This window comes from Stenotrophomonas sp. JAI102, assembly GCF_013409105.1.
GTDB classification, from domain to species: Bacteria; Pseudomonadota; Gammaproteobacteria; order Xanthomonadales; family Xanthomonadaceae; genus Stenotrophomonas; species Stenotrophomonas maltophilia_AA.
Map to the genome: position 1 here is coordinate 114736 of NZ_JACCCI010000002.1, position 21855 is coordinate 136590.

At 68.7% G+C, this 21855-nt stretch carries 17 protein-coding genes; 9 read left to right on the forward strand and 8 right to left on the reverse strand.

Annotated elements, in window-relative coordinates; all coding sequences use genetic code 11:
- Positions 1 to 51 precede the first annotated feature (51 nt).
- Entirely contained in the window at positions 52 to 1857 is a 1806-nt protein-coding gene (locus HDC96_RS09160) for a monovalent cation:proton antiporter-2 (CPA2) family protein (protein WP_179459733.1), read from the reverse strand.
- A gap of 345 nt (positions 1858 to 2202) precedes the next feature.
- On the opposite strand from HDC96_RS09160, the gene mgtE reads away from it, so the two are divergent.
- The 3 genes from mgtE (at position 2203) to HDC96_RS09175 (ending at position 7123) form a co-directional block, all read left to right on the forward strand.
- Positions 2203 to 3573, forward strand: a complete 1371-nt coding sequence (gene mgtE, locus HDC96_RS09165) for a magnesium transporter (protein WP_176987840.1) — start codon at positions 2203 to 2205, stop codon at positions 3571 to 3573.
- 74 nt (positions 3574 to 3647) lie between these two features.
- Positions 3648 to 6377, forward strand: coding sequence for a bifunctional acetate--CoA ligase family protein/GNAT family N-acetyltransferase (locus tag HDC96_RS09170; RefSeq protein ID WP_179459734.1), 2730 nt, complete (start codon positions 3648 to 3650; stop codon positions 6375 to 6377).
- Positions 6378 to 6424: 47 nt separating this feature from the next.
- Complete coding sequence (locus HDC96_RS09175; protein ID WP_179459735.1) at positions 6425 to 7123, forward strand: alpha/beta fold hydrolase; 699 nt, start codon at positions 6425 to 6427, stop codon at positions 7121 to 7123.
- A gap of 59 nt (positions 7124 to 7182) precedes the next feature.
- Here the strand turns inward: HDC96_RS09175 and dkgB are convergent, their stop codons facing one another.
- Both dkgB and HDC96_RS09185 read right to left on the reverse strand, forming a co-directional pair.
- Positions 7183 to 7986, reverse strand: coding sequence for a 2,5-didehydrogluconate reductase DkgB (gene dkgB / locus HDC96_RS09180; protein ID WP_179459736.1), 804 nt, complete (start codon positions 7984 to 7986; stop codon positions 7183 to 7185).
- Positions 7987 to 8135: 149 nt separating this feature from the next.
- Complete coding sequence (locus HDC96_RS09185; protein WP_179459737.1) at positions 8136 to 9350, reverse strand: MFS transporter; 1215 nt, start codon at positions 9348 to 9350, stop codon at positions 8136 to 8138.
- 126 nt (positions 9351 to 9476) lie between these two features.
- Here HDC96_RS09185 and HDC96_RS09190 point away from each other — a divergent pair, with 126 nt between their 5' ends.
- On the forward strand, positions 9477 to 10379 hold the full coding sequence (locus HDC96_RS09190; RefSeq protein ID WP_179459738.1) for a LysR family transcriptional regulator: 903 nt from the start codon (positions 9477 to 9479) through the stop codon (positions 10377 to 10379).
- A gap of 75 nt (positions 10380 to 10454) precedes the next feature.
- Here HDC96_RS09190 and HDC96_RS09195 read toward each other — a convergent pair whose 3' ends face one another.
- A complete protein-coding gene (locus HDC96_RS09195; RefSeq protein ID WP_179459739.1) occupies positions 10455 to 12587 on the reverse strand; it encodes a methyl-accepting chemotaxis protein in 2133 nt (710 codons plus the stop codon).
- A gap of 181 nt (positions 12588 to 12768) precedes the next feature.
- Between HDC96_RS09195 and HDC96_RS09200 the strand changes: the two genes are divergently transcribed.
- Both HDC96_RS09200 and HDC96_RS09205 read left to right on the forward strand, forming a co-directional pair.
- On the forward strand, positions 12769 to 13221 hold the full coding sequence (locus tag HDC96_RS09200; protein WP_179459740.1) for an Rrf2 family transcriptional regulator: 453 nt from the start codon (positions 12769 to 12771) through the stop codon (positions 13219 to 13221).
- Positions 13211 to 14119 carry an NAD(P)/FAD-dependent oxidoreductase gene (locus tag HDC96_RS09205; protein WP_179459741.1) on the forward strand — a complete coding sequence of 303 codons (909 nt, stop codon included), beginning with the start codon at positions 13211 to 13213 and terminating at the stop codon, positions 14117 to 14119. Before HDC96_RS09200 ends, HDC96_RS09205 begins: the two co-directional genes overlap by 11 nt.
- A gap of 75 nt (positions 14120 to 14194) precedes the next feature.
- On the opposite strand, the gene HDC96_RS09210 is transcribed toward HDC96_RS09205, so the two are convergent.
- Complete coding sequence (locus tag HDC96_RS09210) at positions 14195 to 15154, reverse strand: aldo/keto reductase (protein ID WP_179459742.1); 960 nt, start codon at positions 15152 to 15154, stop codon at positions 14195 to 14197.
- A gap of 225 nt (positions 15155 to 15379) precedes the next feature.
- On the opposite strand from HDC96_RS09210, the gene HDC96_RS09215 reads away from it, so the two are divergent.
- Positions 15380 to 16189 (forward strand): methyltransferase, encoded by an 810-nt coding sequence (locus tag HDC96_RS09215; RefSeq protein WP_257018722.1) that lies wholly within the window; start codon positions 15380 to 15382, stop codon positions 16187 to 16189.
- 140 nt (positions 16190 to 16329) lie between these two features.
- A complete protein-coding gene (locus HDC96_RS09220; protein ID WP_179460373.1) occupies positions 16330 to 16872 on the forward strand; it encodes a pseudouridine synthase in 543 nt (180 codons plus the stop codon).
- Positions 16873 to 16928: 56 nt separating this feature from the next.
- On the opposite strand, the gene HDC96_RS09225 is transcribed toward HDC96_RS09220, so the two are convergent.
- Both HDC96_RS09225 and hrpB read right to left on the reverse strand, forming a co-directional pair.
- Positions 16929 to 17318, reverse strand: a complete 390-nt coding sequence (locus HDC96_RS09225) for a hypothetical protein (protein WP_121040832.1) — start codon at positions 17316 to 17318, stop codon at positions 16929 to 16931.
- 183 nt (positions 17319 to 17501) lie between these two features.
- Positions 17502 to 20006 carry an ATP-dependent helicase HrpB gene (hrpB, locus tag HDC96_RS09230; RefSeq protein WP_179459744.1) on the reverse strand — a complete coding sequence of 835 codons (2505 nt, stop codon included), beginning with the start codon at positions 20004 to 20006 and terminating at the stop codon, positions 17502 to 17504.
- A gap of 103 nt (positions 20007 to 20109) precedes the next feature.
- Between hrpB and HDC96_RS09235 the strand changes: the two genes are divergently transcribed.
- A complete protein-coding gene (locus tag HDC96_RS09235; protein WP_179459745.1) occupies positions 20110 to 20907 on the forward strand; it encodes a TatD family hydrolase in 798 nt (265 codons plus the stop codon).
- Between the two features lie 60 nt (positions 20908 to 20967).
- Here HDC96_RS09235 and HDC96_RS09240 read toward each other — a convergent pair whose 3' ends face one another.
- Positions 20968 to 21855, reverse strand: coding sequence for an epimerase (locus HDC96_RS09240; RefSeq protein ID WP_343203007.1), 888 nt, complete (start codon positions 21853 to 21855; stop codon positions 20968 to 20970).

Sequence of the window (21855 nt, forward strand, 5' to 3'; positions counted from 1 at the left end):
CGCTGGCCGGCAGCGCTCAATGATGCACGGGCAGGTGCACCCGCAGGTTCATCAACGCGGTGGGGCGCCGTCCGCACCCTTCCCATCACTCTCCGCATCCGCCTCGAACAGATGCATCAGGTCCGCACGCGCATCGCGCGAGGTCTGGATCACCGCCGCTTCGTCGTCGTAGACCAGGTACTGGTCGCGCAGCAGCTTCTCGTCGTGCTCGCGGAAACGCTGCACATGGTTGCGCGCGGTCTCCACCGACATGCCGAGCGCGATCAGCATCCGTTCGCTCAGTTCCAGGCTGGTCCCGAACACCTCGCGGAACGGCTCGGCGGACATGTCCATCAGACGCCACGCATGCTGTCGATTGCGCGCGCGCACCAGCACCACCGCATCCGGGTACATGCGCCGGATCAGCCGCGTGGCCCGCATGTTGGCGTCCGGATCATCCAGCGTGACCACATACACACGGATGTGCTCGCCGCCGGCGGCACGCAGCATTTCCGGCCGGGTCGGGTCGCCGTAATACAGCTTGTTGCCGAAGCGGCGCAGGTCCGAGACCGTGTCCGGATTCGACTCCAGCGCCACGAACGGAATCTTCTGCGCGGTCAGCAGGCGCGCGACCACCTGGCCGAAGCGGCCCATGCCGGCGATCATCACCTGGGGCTGCACATCGTTGATATCGACGGTGTCGGCCGGCTGGGCGGGGGCCTTGGGCCCCTCATCGCGACCCAGCAGGCGGATCAGGCCGATCATCAGCAGCGGGGTGATCGCCATCGACAGGCCGACGATCGCCACCAGCCGGTCATGGTTGGCATTGCCGAGCAGATGCGCGCGCTGCGCCTCGTTGAACACCACGAACGCGAACTCGCCGCCGAGCCACAGCACGCTGCCCAGCAGCACCGCGTGGCGGGTCCGCAGTTTGGCCAGCTTGCCGATGCCGAACAGCAGGCCGAACTTCACCACCAGCAGGATCGCCACGCCCGCCGCGATCATCATCGGCTCGGCGACGATGCGGTCCAGGTCGATGCCCATGCCCACGGCGATGAAGAACAGGCCGAGCAGCAGGCCCTTGAACGGCTCGATCTGCGATTCCAGCTCGTGGCGGAATTCCGAATCGGACAACAGCACACCGGCCAGGAAGGCGCCCAGGCTCGGGCTCAGGCCGGCCTCCTGCATGAACCACGCCGTGCCGAGCACGACCAGCAGCGCGGTCGCGGTGAATACTTCCGGGCTGCGCGTGCGCGCAATGATGTTGAACAGCCGGCGCAGCACCGGCCGGCCGCACAGGATCACCACCGCCAGGGCACCGATCGCGATCGCGACGTCATTCCACTGCAGGGTGTCGTTGCGCACACCGCCGAGCAGCGGGATCGCCGCCAGCAACGGGATCGCGATCAGGTCCTGGAACAGCAGGATCGCAAAGCCAAGCCGCCCGTAATCGCTGTTGATCGCCTTGTGTTCGGACAACAGCTGCAGCCCGACCGCCGTGGAAGACAGCGCCAGCGCGATGCCGACGATCAATGCACTCTTCCACTGGAAGTGATCCAGCATCAGCAGGCTGCCCAGCACCAGCGCGCTCAGCGCCACCTGCAGCGCGCCGGCCCCGAACACCGAGCGGCGCATCACCTTCAGGCGGGCGGGGGACAGTTCCAGGCCGATCACGAACAGCAGCATCACCACGCCGATCTCGGCGGCACTGAGGATGCGGTCGGCGTCCTGCACGAAGCCCAGGCCATCCGGGCCGAGCACCACGCCGGCGGCCAGGTAGCCGAGCACCGCGCCGAGGCCGAGCTTCTTGAAGACCGGTACCGCGATCACCGCGGCCAGCAGCAGCACCAGGGCCAGCTCGAGCGCGCCGCTATGCATGGGAGAACCTGCTCATGGGATCGTGTGCCGTGCGGGTGGGAAACCTCCCCGGCAGCCGGGGCCCGTGGCCGGGGCCACGCACCATTATGCGGCCGGCATGGACGCCGAAGGCCACTGTCACCCGAACGGGCCGCGGCCCAAGGGTTGACCTGCGTCACACCCGGGTCCAGACTGCCCGCCGCTGCTGGCGCGTCCGCCGTCGGCAGTACACCCCTCCGGAGTCTCCAACCCATGTCCAGCGACAGTAGAAGTCGACCTTGCTCGACGCCAGCGATGGCTACCGCCTGACACGGGTCGGTTCGCCAGCGTTGGCGTCGCGCAATGCGATACCCACAGGCGAATACGATGAACCAGAAAGACCTGCTGCGCCCGGTGGCCGATGCCGCCTCGTTGAGCGCACCCCTCGATAATTTCAACACCGCCGATGCGGTGGAATTCCTCAACACGCTGAGCCTGTCGCGCGCCGCGGACACGCTGGCCGCGCTGCCGTTGCCGCGTGCGGTGAAGATGCTCGAACAGCCCGAGCTCAACCGCGGGGGCGATCTCGTGGCGGCCATGCCTGTGGCCCGCGCGGCCGCCCTGCTCGGGCTGATGGCCGATGACCGCGCCACCGATATCGTCCACGAGCTGGACGAGGACGAGCGTGCGCGCCTGATCCCGCTGCTCAGCCCGGAAGCGCGCAAGGCGATCCAGCAGCTGCTGAGCTACCCGGCGCATACCGCCGGTGCGCTGATGACCACCGAGTTCGTCAGCGTGCCTTCGGACTGGACGGTCGGGCGCACCCTGCAGCACATCCGCGAGGTCGAGCGCACCCGCGAGACCGTCTACGCGATCTACGTGCTGGACCCGCATACCCGCGCGCTGGTGCAGGTGGTGACCATGCGCCGGCTGATCACCGGGCTGCCGGAGGAACCCATCCTCGACGTCGCCCAGGTCAACCCGCCGGTGACGGTGGAGGTGCAGATGGACCAGGAAGAGGTCGCGCAGCTGATCCGCCGCCACGACCTGCTCGCGATCCCGGTGGTCGATGCGCAGCACCACGTGCTCGGCATCGTCACCGTGGATGACATCCTGGATGCACTGATCGAAGAATCCACCGAGGACGTGCACAAGTTCGGCGGCATGGAAGCGCTGGAAAAGCCGTACATGCAGATCGGCTTCTTCGAGATGCTGCGCAAGCGGGCGGGCTGGCTGAGCGTGCTGTTCCTCGGCGAAATGCTGACCGCCAGCGCGATGCAGCACTACGAGGACGAGCTGGCACGCGCGGTGGTGCTGACGCTGTTCATCCCGCTGATCATGAGCTCGGGCGGCAACTCCGGCTCGCAGGCGACCTCGCTGCTGATCCGCAGCCTGGCCCTGCGCGAGCTGCGCCTGCGCGACTGGTGGAAGGTGGCGCTGCGCGAGGTGCCGACCGGCATCACCCTGGGCGCGATCCTGGGCGTGCTGGCGATCATCCGCATCGTGTCCTGGCAGCTGCTGGGCCTGCACGACTACGGCGAGCACTGGCAGCTGCTGGCGCTGACGATCGGCGCGGCGCTGGTCGGGATCGTCACCTTCGGATCGCTGTCCGGCTCGATGCTGCCCTTCATCCTCAAGCGCCTCGGCTTCGACCCGGCCAGCGCCTCGGCCCCGTTCGTGGCCACGCTGGTGGACGTCACCGGCCTGGTCATCTACTTCAGCATCGCCGCGATGATCCTGCGCGGCACCCTCCTTTAACGGGGACGGAGGTCGTTAATAACAGGGACGGAGGTGGTTATTAACCACCTCCGTCCCTGTTACTGTCTGGTCGCATGAGCACCTACCACCTGCAAGCCGTCTTCCGCCCGCAGTCGGTCGCCGTGATCGGCGGCAGCCCGCGTGAACGCTCCGCCGGCCGTGCGGTGATGCGTAATCTGCGCGACACCGGGTTCCCCGGCAAGGTCGCCTGGATCAATCCGCGGTACAGCGAGATCGACGGCATCCGCACCGTGAAGCGGCTCAAGGACCTGGACTGGGTGCCGGAACTGGTGGTGATCACCGCCCCGGCCAGCATCGTGCCGCAGGTGGTGGCCACCGCCGCCGAGCGCGGTGTCAGTGCGGCGATCATCCTCACCGCCAACCTGGGCGAAGGCCCGGGCTCGCTGGCCGCGCAGGTGGAGGCGGCCGCCCGGCCCAAGGGCCTGCGCATCCTCGGCCCGCACTGCCTGGGCGTGATCGCCCCGCATGCGCGCTTGAACGCCAGCATCGCCGCGCATTTCCCGCAGGCCGGTGACCTGGCCCTGATCTCCGAGTCCAGCGCGATTGCCGCGGCCCTGGTGGAGTGGGGCGTGGCACGCTCGGTCGGTTTCTCCGCCGTGGTCTCGCTGGGCGACACGCTGGATGTGGATTTCGGCGACCTGCTCGATTACTTCGCCACCGATTACCGCACCCGCGCGATCCTGCTTTACGTCGAACACATCCGCGACGCGCGCAAGTTCATGTCGGCCGCGCGTGCCGCTGCGCGCGCCAAGCCGGTGGTGGTGGTCAAATCCGGCCGCCACATCCGCATCAATCCCGATGCCGATACCCACGTGCAGGCGCTGGCCAGCGCCGATGCGGTCTACGGCGCGGCATTCAACCGCGCGGGCCTGCTGCGCGTGAGTGCGCTGGACGAACTGTTCACCGCCGCCGAAACGCTGGGCCGGCTCGGCACGTTCCCCGGTCGCCGCCTGGCGATCCTGAGCAATGGCGGCGGGGTGGGGCGGCTGGCGGTGGACCAGCTGCTGGCCCTGCGCGGCAGCCTGGCCGAGCTGTCGCCGGCCACCGTCGCCCAGCTCGATGCGGTGCTGCCGCAAGGCTGGTCGCGCAGCAATCCGGTCGACATCGTGGTCGATGCCGATGGTGACCGCTACGCCGCCGCGATCGAAGCGCTGATGTCCGATACCGAGAACGACGCCGTGCTGGTGGTCAACGTGCCCACCGCGTTCACCTCCTCGGCCGATGCCGCCCAGGCGCTGACCCGCACGCTTGGCCTGCGTCCCCGCTATCACCGCGACAAGCCGGTATTCGCGGTCTGGCTGGGCAACGACGACCGTGCCACCGCCACGCTCAACGCCGCGCGCGTGCCGACCTATCCCACCGAAGCCGAGGCCGTCCGCGGCTTCCAGCATCTGGTGCGCTACCGGGATGCGCAGGCCGCGTTGATGGAAACTCCGCCCAGCCTGCCCGAGGATTTCGTGGTCGATACCGCCGGCGCGCGTGCGCTGGTGGACGCTGCGCTCGCCGCGGGCCAGCAGTGGCTGGACCCGATCGCCACCCACCAGCTGCTCACCGCGTACGGCATTCCGTCGGCCCCGGTGATGCAGGCCCGTGATGCCCACGAGGCGATGGACCTGGCCCAGCCGTTGCTGGAGCAGGGCGCCACGGTGGCGATCAAGGTGTTCTCGGCCGACATCCCGCACAAGTCCGATGTCGACGGCGTGCGCTTGAACCTCAGCACGCTGCAATCGGTGCATGCGGCCGCCACCTCGATCATCGCGCGCGCGCACGAGAAGCGACCCGATGCGCGCATCGATGGCGTGCTGGTGCAACCCACCATCGTGCGGCCCAAGGCGCGCGAGCTGATCGCCGGCATTGCCGACGACCCGACCTTCGGCCCGGTGATCGTGTTCGGCCGTGGCGGCACCGCCGTCGAAGTGATCGACGACAAGGCGATCGCCCTGCCACCGCTGGACCTGCGCCTGTCGCATGAACTGATCGGACGCACGCGGGTCTCACGCATCCTCAAGGCCTACCGCGATGTCCCGGCCGCCGACGAGCGCGCGGTCGCCCTGATCCTGGTCAAGCTCGCCCAGCTGGCCGCCGACATTCCCGAGATCCGCACGCTCGACATCAACCCGCTGTTGGCCGACCGCGACGGCGTCATCGCGCTGGATGCGCGCGTGGCGATCGAACCGTCGCGCAAGCTGCACAAGGGCCGCGGCCATCCGCGCTTCGCGGTGTTCCCGTATCCCAAGGAATGGGAGCGCACCATCACCCTGTCCGACGGCGCGCCGGCGTTCGTGCGCCCGGTCCGCCCCGAGGATGACGCGCTGTTCCGCGCGTTCTTCGCGCGCGTCACCGACGACGACCTGCGACTGCGCTTCTTCCAGTCGGTGAAGCACTTCAGCCACGAGTTCATCGCACGCCTGACCCAGCTCGATTACGCGCGCTCCATCGCGCTGGTCGCCATCGACCCACGCAACGGCGACATGCTCGGCGCGGTGCGGCTGCACGCCGATGCCGATTACGACCGCGGCGAGTACGGCATCCTGATCCGCTCCGACCTCAAGGGCCACGGCATCGGTTGGCGGTTGATGGCGATCATGATCGAGTACGCGCAATGGCTCGGCCTGAACATCATCGAAGGCCAGGTGCTGCGCGAGAACAGCACCATGCTGGCGATGTGCCAGAGCCTCGGCTTCAAGACCAAGCTCGACCCGGACGATTCGACGGTGATGGTGGTGACGCTGCCGGTGCAGGACGTACAGGTGCCGCAGGCGCCCGATCCTGCAACGCACTGAGCCGATCGCGGTACGGCGCATGCACGTGGGCGGGGCGACAATACGGGATGACCGATCGCATCCCCCTGCTGCTGCTCCCCGGCCTGCTCAACGACGCTGAACTCTGGCGTGCGCAGATCGCCGACCTCTCCGATATCGCCGACTGCATCGTCGGCGACCAGACCCGCGGCGAGACGATGCAGGCGGTGGTCGAGGATGTGCTGGCACAGGCACCGGCGCGCTTTGCCCTGGCGGGATTCTCGCTGGGCGGCTTCGTGGCGCAGGCGATCCTGCGCACCGCGCCGGAGCGGGTGCTGCGGCTGGCCCTGATCGACACCTCGATCCATGCCGACTCGCCCGAGCGCGCCAGGCAGCGCCAGACCCAGCGGGCCAGCGTGCGCCTGCCCGGGAAATTCCACGGCTTCGGCGACACGTTGATGCGCAGCTATATCGACGCCTCGCGGCTGGATGACGACGTGCTGGTCCAGCGCGTGCGCGACATGACGGCGCGGCTGGGCGCGGACGTGTTCCTGCGGCAGAGTGCGTTGGATCGGGTAGATGGCCATGACGTGCTGGCCGGGTATCGCGATCCGCTGGTGATAGTGTGCGGTGCGAACGACCGCATCACCCCGCTGGCGATCAGCGAGGAGATGCATGCGCTGGTGCCGCACTCGAACCTGGTCGTGCTGCCCGACTGCGGGCATCTGGCCCCGATGGAGAAGCCCGACAAGGTCAGCGCGGCAATGCGCGCGTGGTTGCAGGGGTAGGTGCCGACCGTTGGTCGGCACGCACCACCAACGACCGACCAACGGTCGGGCGCTACCGATCAATCCCAGGCCGGCGCGATCGCTTCCGGGTTAGCCAGGCGATGCCCGCGATCCAGCGTGGCGATCTGCGCCATGTCTTCCTCGCTCAACCGCAGCTCGGCCGCCAGCAGGTTGCTGGCCAGGTTGTCGCGCTTGGTCGAGGACGGAATCACCGCGTAGCCCTGCTGCAACGCCCAGGCCAGCGCGACCTGGGCCGGGGTGGCCTGGTGGCGGTCGGCGATGGCCTGGATCACCGGGTCCTTGAGCACTTCGCCGTAGGCCAGGCTCATGTAGGCGGTGACAGGGATGCCCTGTTCCTTCAGGAACGCGATCAGCGCGCGGTTCTGCAGGTACGGGTGGACTTCGATCTGGTTGGTCGCGATCGCGTCGGCCCCGAGGATGTCGATGGCCTGGCGGGTCTGGGCGATGGTGAAGTTGGAGATGCCGATCTGCCGGGTCAGCCCGAGCGACTTGGCCTCGGCCAGTGCACCGAGATACTCGGCCATCGGCACCGCGTCCTTCGGCGACGGCCAGTGGATCAACGTCAGGTCGACATGGTCGGTGCGCAGCTTGCGCAGGCTCTCGCGCAGGCTGGCCAGCAAGGCGTCGTGCTGGAAGTTGGCGATCCAGATCTTGGTGGTGAGGAACAGATCATCGCGGGCCACGCCGGATTCGGCGATGGCCTGGCCGACCTCGGCCTCGTTCTCGTAGATCTGTGCGGTATCGATGGCGCGGTAGCCGACGTCCAGTGCGTTGCGCACCGAGTCGATCACGGTCTGGCCCTTCAGGCGGAAGGTGCCGAGGCCGAATGCGGGAATGCTCATGGAAACTCCTTCATGGGGTGAGGTGCAGGCTACGCCGTGCACCGTAAAGCGACGTAGAGCCGACCGTTGGTCGCCTGCGGTTGCGTGAAACGAATCGTTGGGCGACTGCTGTCGCGTACTGCCGACCGTCGGTCCGCTGCCGGGAGCGATCAATGCGCACTCACCGCGATGCCTTCGGCGCGGTCGGCCACACCATCGCGGCGGTCGAGGCGGCCACTCCATGCGGTCAGGCCGAAGGCCCCCATCACCACCAGCGCGCCCAGCCACGGGGTATGCATCAGCCCGAAGTGATCGACCACCAGGCCACCGAGCGAAGCACCGAGTGCGATGCCGACGTTGAACGCGGCGATGTTCAGGCCCGAGGCCACATCGGCGGCCTGCGGGGCGAACCGCTGTGCCTGCTTGACCACGTACACCTGCAGCCCGGGCACGTTACCGAAGGCCACCGCACCCAGCGCCAGCACGGTCAGCAGCACCAGCCAAGTGTTGTAGGCGGTGAAGGTAAGCACGAACAGCACGGCGGCCAGCAACGCGAAGATCAGCTTCAGTGCCGGGATCGGGCCGCGACGGTCGGCCAGGCGGCCGCCCCACAGATTGCCGATCGCCACCGACACGCCATACACCAGCAGCACGCCGCTGACTGCGTTGGCGGAGAAGCCGGTGACGTCCTGCAGGATCGAGGCCAGGTAGGTGAACGACAGGAAGGTGCCGCCGTAGCCGAGCGCGGTGATCGCATACACCAGCAGCAGGCGTGGCTGTGCGAGCACGGCGAGCTGCTGGCCGAACGTGGCCGGCGCGCTGCGCTGCAGGTTGCGCGGGACGAACAGCAGGCTGCCGATCAGCGCGATCACGCCGAGCGCGGCCACGGCCAGGAAGGTGGCGCGCCAGCCCAGGTGCTGGCCGATGAAGGTGCCCAGCGGCACGCCGGTAACCAACGCCACGGTGAGGCCGGTGAACATGATCGCGATCGCGCTGGCGGCCTTTTCCTTGGGCACCACCGAGGTGGCGATGATCGAGCCGATCGAGAAGAACACACCGTGCGCCAGGCCGGTCAGCACGCGCGCCACGATCAGCGCGCCGTAGCCCGGGGCCATCCAGGCGATCACATTGCCGAGGGTGAACAGAAGCATGAGCGCGACCAGCAGGGTCTTGCGCGGCACCCGGCCGGTCAGCGCGGTGAGCACCGGCGCACCGACCGCCACGCCCAGTGCATACAGCGACACCAGCAGGCCGGCCGAGGGCAGGGTGACGCCAAGGTCGGCGGCGATGGTTGGAATCAGGCCGACGATGACGAATTCAGTGGTGCCGATGGCGTACGCACCCAGCGTCAACGCCAACAAGGCCAAGGGGATACCACGGGACATGGACGGATACCGGTGGGGAATGAGGCTGCGCAGTCTGCGCGCCGTACTCTTGCGGAAAAAGCGACCTTCACGCCAATCACTGTTGCCCCATGATCAATAATGGAGCACCTCCACCGTGCCGCCGCCATGAAAACCACCCTGGATGAGATGCAGGCGTTCATCGCCGTGATCGACAGCGGCTCGATCACCGCCGCCGCCGAACACCTGGGCCAGACCACCTCCGGGGTCAGCCGGGCGCTGGGCCGGCTGGAGGAAAAGCTCGGCACCACGCTGTTGACCCGTACCACGCGGCGCCTGCAGCTGACCGAAGAAGGCGACGCCTTCCTGGCCCAGGCCCGCGCGATCGTGGCCTCCGTGGAAGCGGCCGAGGAGCAGATCGCCGCGCGGCGCCAACGCCCAGCCGGGCGCCTGCGCGTGGATGCGGCGATGCCCTTCGTGCTGCACGTGATCGCCCCGCTGGTGGCCAGCTACCGGGCGCGCTATCCCGACGTGGCACTGGAGCTAAACAGCAGCGAGCGCTACATCGACCTGCTGGAGCGGCGCACCGATGTCGCCATCCGGATCGGGCCGCTGGCCGATTCCACCCTGCATGCGCGGCCGCTGGCCCACAGCCGCCTGCGCGTGATGGCGAGCCCGGCCTACCTGCAGCAGCACGGCAGCCCGCGCGATGTGGCGGCACTGGGCGAGCACACGCTGCTCGGCTTCAACGAGCCCGATTCGCTCAACCACTGGCCACTGCCCGGCGCGACCGACGCGCTGCTGCACGTGCGCCCGGCGGTAGCAGTGTCCAGCGGCGAAACGCTGCGCCGGCTCGCGCTGGAAGGCGTCGGCATCGTCTGCCTGTCCGACTTCATGACCCACCGCGACCGCGAGGCCGGCGCCCTGGTGCAGCTGCTGCCGGAGATCACCGTGGAAGTCCGCCAGCCGATCCACGCCGTGTACTACCGCAACACGGCGGTCTCGGCGCGGATCAGCTCGTTCCTCGATCACCTGGCCGAGGCCATGGTGGGCACCCCCTACGTCCGGTAGTGCCGGCCGCTGGCCGGCACCCTCGCAATGCCTGCTGCATACGGTTGCCGGCCAGCGGCCGGCACTACGGCTGCATCATGCGGCGCGAGGCAATCCGGCCACCGCACCGCGTCCCGCATCCAGCACGAACACATCCACCGCCGCATTCAAGGCGACGGCCTGCTCTTCCATGCTGCGCGCCGCCGCCGAGGCTTCCTCGACCAGCGCGGCGTTCTGCTGCGTGGTTTCGTCCATCTGCACGACGGTCTGGTTGACCTGCTCGATGCCGGCCGACTGCTCCTGCGACGCGGCGGCGATGTCGGCCATGATGTCGGTGACGCGCTGCACGCTGCCGACGATCTCACCCATGGTCTGCCCGGCCTGCTGGACCAAGGCCGCGCCACTGCCGACATCGGCGACGGACTGATCGATCAGGGCCTTGATCTCCTTGGCGGCACCGGCCGAGCGCTGCGCGAGGGTACGCACTTCGCTGGCGACCACCGCGAAACCACGGCCCTGCTCACCGGCGCGCGCGGCCTCCACCGCTGCGTTGAGCGCGAGGATGTTGGTCTGGAACGCGATGCCGTCGATGACGCTGATGATCTCGGCGATCTGCCGCGACGAGCCCTGGATGGCGCTCATGGTGGTGACCACCTGGCCGACCACCTCACCGCCCTGCGAAGCGACGGACGCGGCACTGATCGAGAGCTGGTTGGCCTGTCGCGCGTGCTCGGCGTTCTGGCGCACGGTGGAGGTCAGCTCTTCCATCGAAGCAGCGGTCTCTTCCAGATTGGCCGCCTGCTGCTCGGTACGGCGCGACAGGTCATTGTTGCCCGCGGCGATCTCGCCGGCCGCGGTCTGGATCGACTGCGCGGCCTGCTTGATGTCGCCGACGATCGTGGTCAGCTGGCCGGTGGTGCGCGCCATGTCATCGCGCATGCGCGCGAACACGCCGTGGAAATCACCGTGCATGCGCGCGCTGAGATCACCGCCGGCGATCGCCTGCAGCACCCGCGAGACCTCGCCCAGATCCTGCTCGGTGGTCTGCATCAGGCGGTTGAGGCCGCCGACCATCTCGCCGAAGTCGTGCTGGTAGCGCGCTTCATCGCCGCGCTGGCTGAAATCGCCCACGGCGGCGGCTGCAGCCAGCCGCTTGATCTCGGCATTGATCGCACCGAGGTTGGCCTTGGCCGTATCCAGCGCCTGGGTGATCACCGCCTTCTCGCCGGGCAGGCGTTCCATGTCCACCGACAGGTCACCGACCGCGTAGTGGCCCATGATCTCGATCGCCCGCAGCTTCACCTGGATGTGGTTGGCGACCAGGGTGTTGGTGTCGCGCACCATCTGGCCGTAGCCGCCGGGAAACACGGACGCATCCATGCGGTAACTGATCTCGCCCGCATCGTGGCGCTGCGCCATCGTCGCCTGTGCCGCCAGCACGGCCTTGAGGGTCTGGGTGACCTCGGCCATGGCCGTGCCCAGACGGCCGATCTCATCGCGGCTGCGCACCACCACGGCATGCTCCAGATCGCCACGGGCGACAGCACGGGCGGCGGCTTCCACGGCGACCACCGGGGCGATCACGGCGCGTCGCAGCCACACCGCCAGCACCCCCATCAGCACTACGGCGGCCAGCGCCGTGGTGACCGCCGATGCCACCAGCGCGGCGCGCGCGCGCTCGGAGGTGGCATGGGTTTCGAACGTGGCACGTTCGCTGGCGCGCGCGGCCAGCGCATCCAGCGTGGTGCCCACGGCGCGGTCGGCCCCGAGCACCAGTGCATCACCGGCCTGGGTGTCATAGCCACTGGCCGCGAACGCCTCCAGCGCGCCGCGGTAGCGGGCCTCCAGCGCACGGTGCTCGGCCAGGAACTGGTTGGCCAGCGTGCGCGTCTGTTCATCGCGGCTGGTGGCGAGCGTACCGGCCAGCGCTTCGATGCGGCGTCCTTCCGCATCGAATGCCGCCAGGTGGCGTTCGCGCTGTGCAGCGTCCGCACCGCGGATCAGCACGTTCTTCCACTCCTGCACCTGCAGGCGGAACTCGCGCTGCAGCAGCTCGGCCTGTGCCTGCCGGGCGACCTCGACCGGCACCTCGGCCGAGAGGTTGCGCCAGGCAGAACCCAGCCCGGCCAAGGCGGCCAGCACGATGATGACCAGGCCGAGCGACAGCGCGCCCAGCAGTTTGAATTGAAGACTCAGGGCGCGTGGACGCGCCGGTGCGGAGGACGTCATGAGAGATCAAAAGTAAGGAAGGGCGATGCGGTATCGGTCTGTAAGGAACAGGCTGAAGTGCGACGCCAATCACGGTTACCGTTCCATTAAATGTTGTGACGGTGGCGTGTAGATGAATTTTGGTCACACATGGAACGAAACAGGACTGGACAGGCAACTAATATGTAACTATAGTTGTTACATGAAATCCAGCAACCAGTTCTCCGATGCGCTCCACGTCATGGCCCATCTGGTCGGCCAGGATGGCCCGCGCACCTCCGAGCAGCTCGCCACCTGTCTGCCGACCCATCCGGTGGTGATCCGGCGCCTGTTGTCGGCCCTGCACAAGGGCGGCCTGGTGACCACCGTGCGTGGCCACGGCGGCGGCAGCCAACTGGCACGGCCGCCGGCGGAGATCACCCTGCACGACGTCTATCTCGCCATCGGTGCGCCCGCGCTGCTGCATACCGGTGCGCGCGAGACCGGCCGCGGCTGCCCGGTGCAGCGCGTGGTCAACGAAGCGCTCGATGACAGTTACCGCCAGGCACAGGCCCTGCTCGAGGCCCGCCTGCGCGCCACCACCCTGGCCACGCTGGGCGACGAATTCGCCCGCCACCTGGCCCACCACGCTGCGGGAGTTCCCCATGACGTTTGATGCGATTGTCGTCGGCGGCAGTTTCGCCGGCCTGTCCGCCGCGCTGATCCTGGCCCGCGCCCGCCGCGACGTGCTGGTGATCGACAGCGGCCTGCCGCGCAACCGCTTCGCCGCGCATTCGCACGGGGTGCTAGGCCAGGACGGCATCGCCGGCGCCGAGCTGCTGCGCAACGCGAAGGCGCAGCTGCTCGACTATCCCACCGTGCGCTGGATCAGCGACACCGCCACCCGCGCGCAACCGACGGTCGATGGCTTCGTGGTGGCTACCGGAAACGGCGACACCTGGGCCACGCGCAAGCTGCTGCTGGCGACCGGCATCCGCGACGAACTGCCTGAACTGCCCGGCCTGGCCGAACGCTGGGGCCATAGCGTGGTGCACTGCCCGTACTGCCATGGCTATGAGATCGGCGGCGGGGCGATCGGCCTGCTGGGGGGACACGAGAAGTCGGCCACGATGGCCGTGCTGCTCGCCGACTGGGGCGAGGTCACTCTGTTCGCGCACGGCATGGCCCTGGCACCGGAGGAACTTGCGGCCCTGCAGCACCGCGGTGTCAGCGTCGAACACGCAGCCGTGGTCGGGTTGGAAGGCGAGGCGCCGGCCCTGAGTGCCGCCGTGCTCGCGGATGGGCGCCGGGTCGAACTGCGCGCGCTGTTCGTCACCGCGCGGCAGCACATGGCGGCACCGCTGGCCGAACAGCTCGGCTGCGCGCTGGAAGAGAGTCCGATCGGCGTGCTGGTGCAGGTCGACGCCGGCAAGCAGACCAGCGTGCCCGGCATCTACGCGGCGGGCGATGCCACGCTGGTTGGCAACATCAGCCTGGCCAGCGCCGAAGGCGTACGCGCCGGCGTGAGCCTGCACCACGCGCTGGTCGCCGAGGACAGCCGCGCCAGTCGCTGAGGCGAGGGCGCCCGGCCCGACCGGAAACAGAAACAGCCGCCCTGCGGCGGCTGTCCGTAACAGAGAACGTCGGGCTCAGGCCTGTTCGGCGCTCGCCGCATCCAGCTGCTGCACCTCCTGCGCCGACAGCGCGACGTTCGCGGCGGCCAGCACATCGTTCAACTGCTCGACACTGGTCGCACTCACGATCGGTGCGGTGATGCCCGGGCGTGCGATCAACCAGGCGATCGCGATCTGCGACGGGCTCACGCCATGCGTGCTGGCTACGTCGTCCAGTGCCGTCAGGATGCGCAGCCCACGCGGATTGACGTACGTGTCCACCACTTTCTGGCCGCGCGCGCTGCTCTTGGCCGCATCGGCGGCGCTGCGGTACTTGCCACTGAGGAAGCCGCTGGCCAGCGAGTAATAGCTGATCACGCCCAGCTGCGCCTCGCGCACCACCGCTTCCAGCCCGGCCTCGTAACCGGCGCGATCGTACAGGTTGTACTCCGGCTGCAGCGTTTCATAGCGCGGCAGTTTGTAGTCCGCGGAGACCTTCAAGGCGTCGCGCAGGCGCTCGGCGGTATAATTGGAGGCGCCGATCGCACGCACCTTGCCCTGTTCGATCAGGCGGCCGAAGGCGGCCAGCGTGGTTTCCAGCGGGGTGGATTCGTCATCTTCGTGCGCCTGGTACAGGTCGATCACATCGGTCTGCAGGCGGCGCAGCGAGTCTTCCACCGCGACGGTGATGTTGTCGGCGGACAGGCCGGGGCGCTCGGCCCACTTGGCCACCTTGGTCGCCAGCACCACCTTGTCACGCTTGCCACTGTGCTTGAACCAGCGGCCCAGGATGGTCTCCGATTCACCGCCCTGGTTGCCGGGCACCCACGCCGAATACGCATCGGCGGTATCGACCAGGTTGAAGCCGGCATCGACGAACGCATCGAGCAGGGCGAAGGAGGTCTTCTCGTCCGCACTCCAGCCGAAGACATTGCCGCCGAAGGCGATGGGGGCGACATGGAGGCCGGAACGACCGAGTTCGCGCGTAGCAGTCATGGGTGATGTTCTCCCTGGGAATCGTTTCCACAGGATACGGCCGGCGTGGTGACAGCGTTGCGGCAGCAGGCACAAAACAGTGTTCCGGATTGCTGCGCCGCACTAACATTTTGTGAACACCTGTGCACGGTTGGCTGCTAGTCTCGCCGCATCCCGCTACCGGAAGCCCCGCCGATGAAAGCCCGTTCGTTGACCTGTGCCTGCCTGTTCACTGTCTCCACCCTGATGCTTGCCGCGCCCGCGATGGCCATCAAGCCCGCCGGCCCGAACGCGCAGGTCGCGATCACCCCGGCCGTGCAGAAGGCCGTGCAGGACAGCCGCCGCGATCCGGCCAACGTCAAGCGCGATGCGTACCGCCATCCGGCACAGACCCTGTCGTTCTTCGGCGTTGCGCCGGGCCAGACCGTCATCGAGATCACCCCGGGCAACGGTTGGTACTCGGAGATCCTGGCGCCGCTGCTGCACGACAAGGGCCAGTACGTGGCCGCCGTGGTCGACCCGATGGCGGTGGCCGAAGGGCGTGGCCGCGACTACCAGCAGCGCAGCCGCGAGGGCCTGGACAAGAAGTTCGCCGGCAACGCTGCGGTGTTCGGCAAGAGTCGCGTGGTGGCCTATGATCCGAAGGCCCCGGTGTTCGGCCCGGCCAACTCGGCCGACGTGGTGCTGACCTTCCGCAACGTGCACAACTGGCGCAGCAGCGGCCAGGCCGAGGGCATGTTCAAGGGCTTCTACTCGGTGCTCAAGCCGGGCGGCGTGCTCGGCGTGGTTGAACACCGTGCCAAGGCCGACGTGCCGGCCGACGACAAGACCGGTTACGTGGGCCAGCAGCAGGTGATCGCGATGGCCAAGGCTGCTGGTTTCGAACTGGCCGGCAGCAGCGAGATCAATACCAATCCGCGCGACACCAAGGATTACCCGAACGGTGTGTGGACGCTGCCGCCGACCAACCAGCATGACGCGGCCGACCAGGCCAGGTACCAGGCGATCGGCGAAAGCGACCGCATGACGCTGCGCTTCGTGAAGCCGGGCAAGTAAGAAACCCGCGCGTGAGACACGGCGCGCGGGCTGCGGCCCGCGCGATGCTCAAGATGAAGGTCATCGGCTGACGATCGGGCGGATCGCGGCGGCGGCACGGGGATGGGACAATGGGCCCTCCCACCGCCGCTGTTGCCTCGATGCTGATCGCCTTCAACAAACCGTTCAACGTGCTGTGCCAGTTCACCGACCGCAGCCAGCCGCCGCGCGCGACCCTGGCCGGCTTCGGGTTGCCGCCGGCGGTGTATGCGGCCGGACGGCTGGACTACGACAGCGAAGGCCTGCTGCTGCTGACCGATGATGGCGGCCTGGCGCACCAGTTGACCGATCCGCGCTACAAGGCCGACAAGACCTACTGGGTGCAGGTGGAAGGCACGGTGACCGATGAACAGGTGCAGGCGCTGCGCCGTGGCGTGCTGCTCAACGATGGGCCTACCTTGCCGGCGGGTGTCGAACGGTTGGAACCGCCGCCCGCGCTGTGGCCGCGCACGCCGCCGGTCCGCTTCCGCAAGACGGTGCCCGATGCCTGGCTGGCCATCACCCTGCGCGAGGGCCGCAACCGCCAGGTCCGCCGCATGACCGCCGCGGTCGGACTGCCGACGCTGCGGCTGGTACGTGTATCGATGGGCGAGCATGCGATCGGCGACCTGCAGCCCGGGCAGTGGCGGGAGATCGGACACTAAAAAACCGCCGGTGGACACCGGCGGTTTCGATGCGCATGCAGTGCTGCGTCAGCGGATCAGGCGTCGCTGCCGATATCGCTGGTTTCATCCACCACGGTCTCGTTGCGGCGGTTGCGGGCGCTGATGCGCTGCGCCTGGCCGTTCACCACGCCGCCGTTGGCCAGCTTCTTCTTCTGCTGCTTGCGGTACAGCGCGTAGCCCAGCAGGCCCACGCCGACCGCCGCGGCTGCGATGGTCACGGCCGGATTGCGGCGCACCACCTTGGCAGCCACCTTGCTGCCGGTCTTGACCGCGCCGAGTGCGGCGCCCGTCTTGATCCAGTCGGTGGCCTGCGGGCCGAAGTGGCGCAGGTTGCTGCCGGCATGCTTGAGGCCGTCACCAGCGGTGCTGGCGATGTCCAGGGCGCGCTCGAGGGCGCGGTCGGTAATCACAGTCAATCTGCTCATGGGGGGTCCTTGCCTGAGGTTCTGTTCCAGTGTGTCGCCTAGGCCGTGTACGGGGCGTCATCCGCCTGCTACGGCCGCATCACGACTGTAGCCGCTCCCCACCGGTGGAGGCGGGCTTGGACGCGGCACGGTCAGGCGCCAGCCATGAATGCGCGCATCCGGTGACGATGGTGGGGGGCGTGCTCAGGTGCCGCGCGGTTTCGCCCGGTGGGTCGCGTTGGCCGTCCACGGGTCGTCCGGCCACGGGTGGCGCGGGTAGCGCCCCTTCATTTCCTTCTTCACTTCCGCATAGGTGTTCGCCCAGAAATTGCGCAGGTCCTGGGTCACCTGCAGCGGGCGACCGCCGGGGGAGAGCAGATGCAGCGTCAACGGAATGCGGCCGTCGGCGATGCGCGGGGTATCGCTCAGGCCGAACAGTTCCTGCAGTTTGACCGCCAGCACCGGCGCCTGCGGCGTCATGCCATCGGCGTCGAGCGCGTAATGGATCGGACGTTCCATGCCCGAAGGCACGGCAATGCGGACCGGTGCGTGGCGATCGATCAGCTGGCGTTGCGCCCAGGGCAGCGGCGACTTCAGCGCTTCACCGAGGGTGGATTCATCGAGGGCATCCAGGCGCGTCTTGCTGTTGAACGCAGGCGTCAGCCACGTCGGCAGCGTCGCCATCAGGGCCGCATCGGAGGTGTCCGGCAGATCCAGTTCCGGCATCCACGCGCGCACGGCCAGCGCACGCGCCTGCCATTGGCGCAGGCCCTCCGTCCACGGCAAGGCATCCAGGCCGAGTTCGGCGACAGCGTCGGTCAGGGCTTTCGCGGCGTGGGCGGGGTCCACGCGGCCGGCCGAGCGGCTGTCCAGCACGATGCGATCGAACCGGGTCTCACGGCGGGCGACCAGCGCTCGCTTTTCACCGTCCCAACGCACCACGTCGTCCTGCGTGAAGCGATCCGGGAAGTCACGGCGCAGGCGGTTCTCGTCCACCGGCGCGGCGCGCAGCAGCAACGCGTCGCGTGCTTCGTAGCGCAGTTCCACCGCCACCAGCCACGGCTCGCCGCGCAGATCGCTGGGATCGAACAGGCGCGCGCTGCGGCCGTTGGCCAGCAGGTAGCGCAGCGGATCGGTGGGATGGCGGGCGGCGATCCGGTCCGGGAAGGCATGTGCGAGCAGGTCGCCGAGTTGATGCGCTTCGACCGAGGACGGCGGCGCGGCATCACACCGCAGGCGTCGCCGCCATTGTCTGCTCGCGGCATCGATCGTGGCCAGGCCACCGCGGTTCGCGTCGTGCGGTACGCGCCCCTGGCGGAACGCGGCCAGTGCACGCCACCGCGCGGCGAGCGCGTCACCGCCCTGGCGCAGGGGATCGCGCGCTTCCACCAGCGCGGCCAGATCGCAGGCGAGCGCCTGTTCGACACCCTTGCCTGCCGCCATCAGCATCGCCGCCAGCCGCGGATGCGTGCCGAGGGTCAGCATGCGCCGGCCCAGTGGGGTCAGCGTGCTGCTGTCGCTGAGCGCGCCCAGGCGCTGCAGCAGTTCCCGCGCGGCGGCCAGGGCACCGGCTGGCGGTGTATCGACGAAGCGGAGGTCGTCACTGCCCCACGCAGCCAGCTCCAGCGCCAGCGAGGCCAGTTCCACCTGGGCGATCTCGGGTCGTCGCTGTGCCTCCAGCCGCTGCGACTGCGGCCACAACCGCCAGGCCCAGCCCTCAGCCACGCGTCCAGCGCGCCCGGCACGCTGATCGGCCGAGGCCTGCGCGATGCTCACCACGTCCAGGCGCGCAAAGCCGCTGTTGGGGTCGTAGCGCGGCTCGCGCGCCAGTCCCGAGTCGATCACCACGCGCACGCCGGGGAGGGTCACCGAGGATTCGGCCACGTTGGTGGCCAGCACCACGCGGCGGCGACCGCCGGGATCGGGCTGCAGCACCTGCGACTGCTGGTCCACCGGCAGTTCGCCGTGCAACGGCAGCACCTGTACGGCCGGGTCGAGCACGGACTGCAGCGCCGTCTGCACGCGCGCGATCTCGCGCTGGCCGGGCAGGAACACCAGCACGTCACCGGGATGTTCGGCCAGGGCCTGCTCCACCGCACGCCGCGCCTGCGGCTCCAGCGCCTCGTCGCGGCGCGCGGGGAAATGCGCGACCGTCACCGGGAAGCTGCGGCCTTCGCTGCTCAGGCGCGGCGCATCGAGGAACTGCGCCAGTCGCTCGCCATCGAGCGTGGCCGACATCACCACGATGCGCAGGTCCTCGCGCAGCTGCGACTGCACATCCAGCGCCAATGCCAGACCGAGATCGGCGGCCAGGTGCCGCTCATGGAATTCATCGAACAGCAGCGCGCCCACACCGTCGAGCAGCGGGTCGTCCTGCAGCATCCGGGTCAGGATGCCCTCGGTCACCACTTCGATGCGGGTCCGCGCGGAGATCTTGTTCTCGAAGCGGATGCGGTAACCCACGGTCTCACCGACGCCCTCACCGAGCTGCCGCGCCATGAACTGCGCGGCACTGCGCGCGGCGACGCGACGCGGCTCCAGCATGATGATTTTCCGGCCTTCCAGCCACGGCGCATCCAGCAGGGCCAACGGCACCTGGGTGGTCTTGCCGGCACCGGGTGGCGCTTCCAGCACCAGTCGGGTGCCGCTCCCGAGGGTGGTCAGGATCTGCGGCAGCAGCGCGGCAATCGGGAACATCGGGGTGGTCATGCGGCAAGGATACGGGGCCCAGGCGAGGGCGGCGAGACGTGCGCCCCGGGGCATCGCCGGGCAGCACGGTAGAATGCGCAGGTTCACCGTCCTGTAGCCCCCCATGCAACTGATCGATATCGGCGCCAACCTCACCCACGACTCCTTTGATCGCGACCGCGACGCCGTGCTGGCGCGTGCGCGCGAGGCCGGGGTGGTGCAGATGGTGATCACCGGCGCCAGCCGCGAGCATTCGCCGATGGCGCTGGATCTGGCCCGGCAGCATCCCGGCTTCCTGTACGCGACGGCTGGCGTGCACCCGCACCATGCGGTGGAATACACCGACGAATGCGATGCTGAGATGCGCGCGCTGCATGCGCATGCCGAGGTGGTCGCCGTGGGCGAGTGCGGGCTGGACTACTTCCGTGATTTCTCGCCGCGCCCGGCGCAGCACCGTGCCTTCGAGCGCCAGCTGCAGCTGGCCGCCGAGAACGGCAAGCCGCTGTTCCTGCACCAGCGCGACGCGCATGCCGATTTCATGGCGCAGATGAAGAACTTCGACGGCAAGCTCGGCCCGGCCGTGGTGCACTGTTTCACCGGCGAGCGCCAGGAGCTGTTCGACTACCTGGACCAGGACTGGTACATCGGCATCACCGGCTGGTTGTGCGATGAGCGCCGCGGCGCGCACCTGCGCGAGCTGGTCAAACACATCCCGGCCAACCGGCTGATGATCGAAACGGACGCCCCGTACCTGCTGCCGCGCACGCTCAAGCCGTTGCCCAAGGACCGCCGCAACGAGCCGATGTTCCTCTCGCACATCGTCGAGGAACTGGCCCGTGATCGTGGCGAGGATGTGGAAGCCACGGCAGCCAATGCGACGGCGGCCACGCGCGCGTTCTTCCGGTTCCCGCAGACCCGGTAGGTACTGACCGTTGGTCGGTACGCGTGTCGGTGCGCGGCACCCACGACCAACGGTCGTGGGCTACCGTCCGTCTCCATGGGCCCACGCATCGGCCAGCCCTTCGCGGTAGGTCGGGAACCGCGGCTGCCACTGCAGTGCGTCGCGCGTGCCGTGACTGTCGATGCGCTTGTTGCTGCTGTAGAAGCGTCGCAGCGAGGCAGGCAGGGCCGGGTCATCCCAGGCCTGCGCGGCAGGCAGCGGCAGGCCACTCAGTGCCGCCGCATACGCCAGCACGTCCTGCGACGGGGCGGGTTCATCGTCGGCGGGCAGATACAGCGCGTTTTCCTGCGAGCGATGCATCGCTGCCAGTGCTGCGGTGGCGAGGTCTTCGACGTGCAGCCGGTTGAACACCTGGCCCGGGCGCACGACCTGCCGCGCCGTGCCCTGCGCCAACTGCACCAGCGCGTTGCGCCCACGCCCGTACAGCGCGGGCAGCCGGAAGACCGCCGAGGCAATGCCGCGCGCCTGGGCGAACGCCTGCCACTGGGCTTCGGCACGCAGGCGCTTCAGTGCGGTGTCGTCGGTGGCATCGGCTGCCGCGTGCAGGTTGATCCAGCCGCCATCACGATCGGCGTAGACGGCGGTCGAAGAGAAATAGCCCAGCCAGCGCAGCGCGGGCGCATGCTGCAGCGCTTCGCCGAGCAGGCGTAGCGCAGGATCACCCTGGGCATCGGGCGGAATGCTGCACAGGATCGCATCGGCGCTGCGGATCGCCTCCGCCAGCGCCGCATCGATGGGGTATCCCTCGGCCAGCCGGTGGCGGATCACACCATCGTCCGGTGCGGTGGAGGGATCGCGCACGGTGCCGCTGCAGGCAATGCCCTGCGCGTGCAGCAGGGCGGCCAGGTGCCGCCCGCTGTAGCCCAGGCCCAGCACCAGCACGCGGGCCGGTGCGGTGTCGGCCGACAC

Bases quoted from the DNA above. Each gene is read 5' to 3' on its own strand.
- HDC96_RS09160 (WP_179459733.1), bottom strand. From the start codon at position 1,857: ATGCATAGCGGCGCGCTCGAGCTGGCCCTGGTGCTGCTGCTGGCCGCG.
- mgtE (WP_176987840.1), top strand. From the start codon at position 2,203: ATGAACCAGAAAGACCTGCTGCGCCCGGTGGCCGATGCCGCCTCGTTG.
- HDC96_RS09170 (WP_179459734.1), top strand. From the start codon at position 3,648: ATGAGCACCTACCACCTGCAAGCCGTCTTCCGCCCGCAGTCGGTCGCC.
- HDC96_RS09175 (WP_179459735.1), top strand. From the start codon at position 6,425: ATGACCGATCGCATCCCCCTGCTGCTGCTCCCCGGCCTGCTCAACGAC.
- dkgB (WP_179459736.1), bottom strand. From the start codon at position 7,986: ATGAGCATTCCCGCATTCGGCCTCGGCACCTTCCGCCTGAAGGGCCAG.
- HDC96_RS09185 (WP_179459737.1), bottom strand. From the start codon at position 9,350: ATGTCCCGTGGTATCCCCTTGGCCTTGTTGGCGTTGACGCTGGGTGCG.
- HDC96_RS09190 (WP_179459738.1), top strand. From the start codon at position 9,477: ATGAAAACCACCCTGGATGAGATGCAGGCGTTCATCGCCGTGATCGAC.
- HDC96_RS09195 (WP_179459739.1), bottom strand. From the start codon at position 12,587: ATGACGTCCTCCGCACCGGCGCGTCCACGCGCCCTGAGTCTTCAATTC.
- HDC96_RS09200 (WP_179459740.1), top strand. From the start codon at position 12,769: ATGAAATCCAGCAACCAGTTCTCCGATGCGCTCCACGTCATGGCCCAT.
- HDC96_RS09205 (WP_179459741.1), top strand. From the start codon at position 13,211: ATGACGTTTGATGCGATTGTCGTCGGCGGCAGTTTCGCCGGCCTGTCC.
- HDC96_RS09210 (WP_179459742.1), bottom strand. From the start codon at position 15,154: ATGACTGCTACGCGCGAACTCGGTCGTTCCGGCCTCCATGTCGCCCCC.
- HDC96_RS09215 (WP_257018722.1), top strand. From the start codon at position 15,380: ATGCTTGCCGCGCCCGCGATGGCCATCAAGCCCGCCGGCCCGAACGCG.
- HDC96_RS09220 (WP_179460373.1), top strand. From the start codon at position 16,330: ATGCTGATCGCCTTCAACAAACCGTTCAACGTGCTGTGCCAGTTCACC.
- HDC96_RS09225 (WP_121040832.1), bottom strand. From the start codon at position 17,318: ATGAGCAGATTGACTGTGATTACCGACCGCGCCCTCGAGCGCGCCCTG.
- hrpB (WP_179459744.1), bottom strand. From the start codon at position 20,006: ATGACCACCCCGATGTTCCCGATTGCCGCGCTGCTGCCGCAGATCCTG.
- HDC96_RS09235 (WP_179459745.1), top strand. From the start codon at position 20,110: ATGCAACTGATCGATATCGGCGCCAACCTCACCCACGACTCCTTTGAT.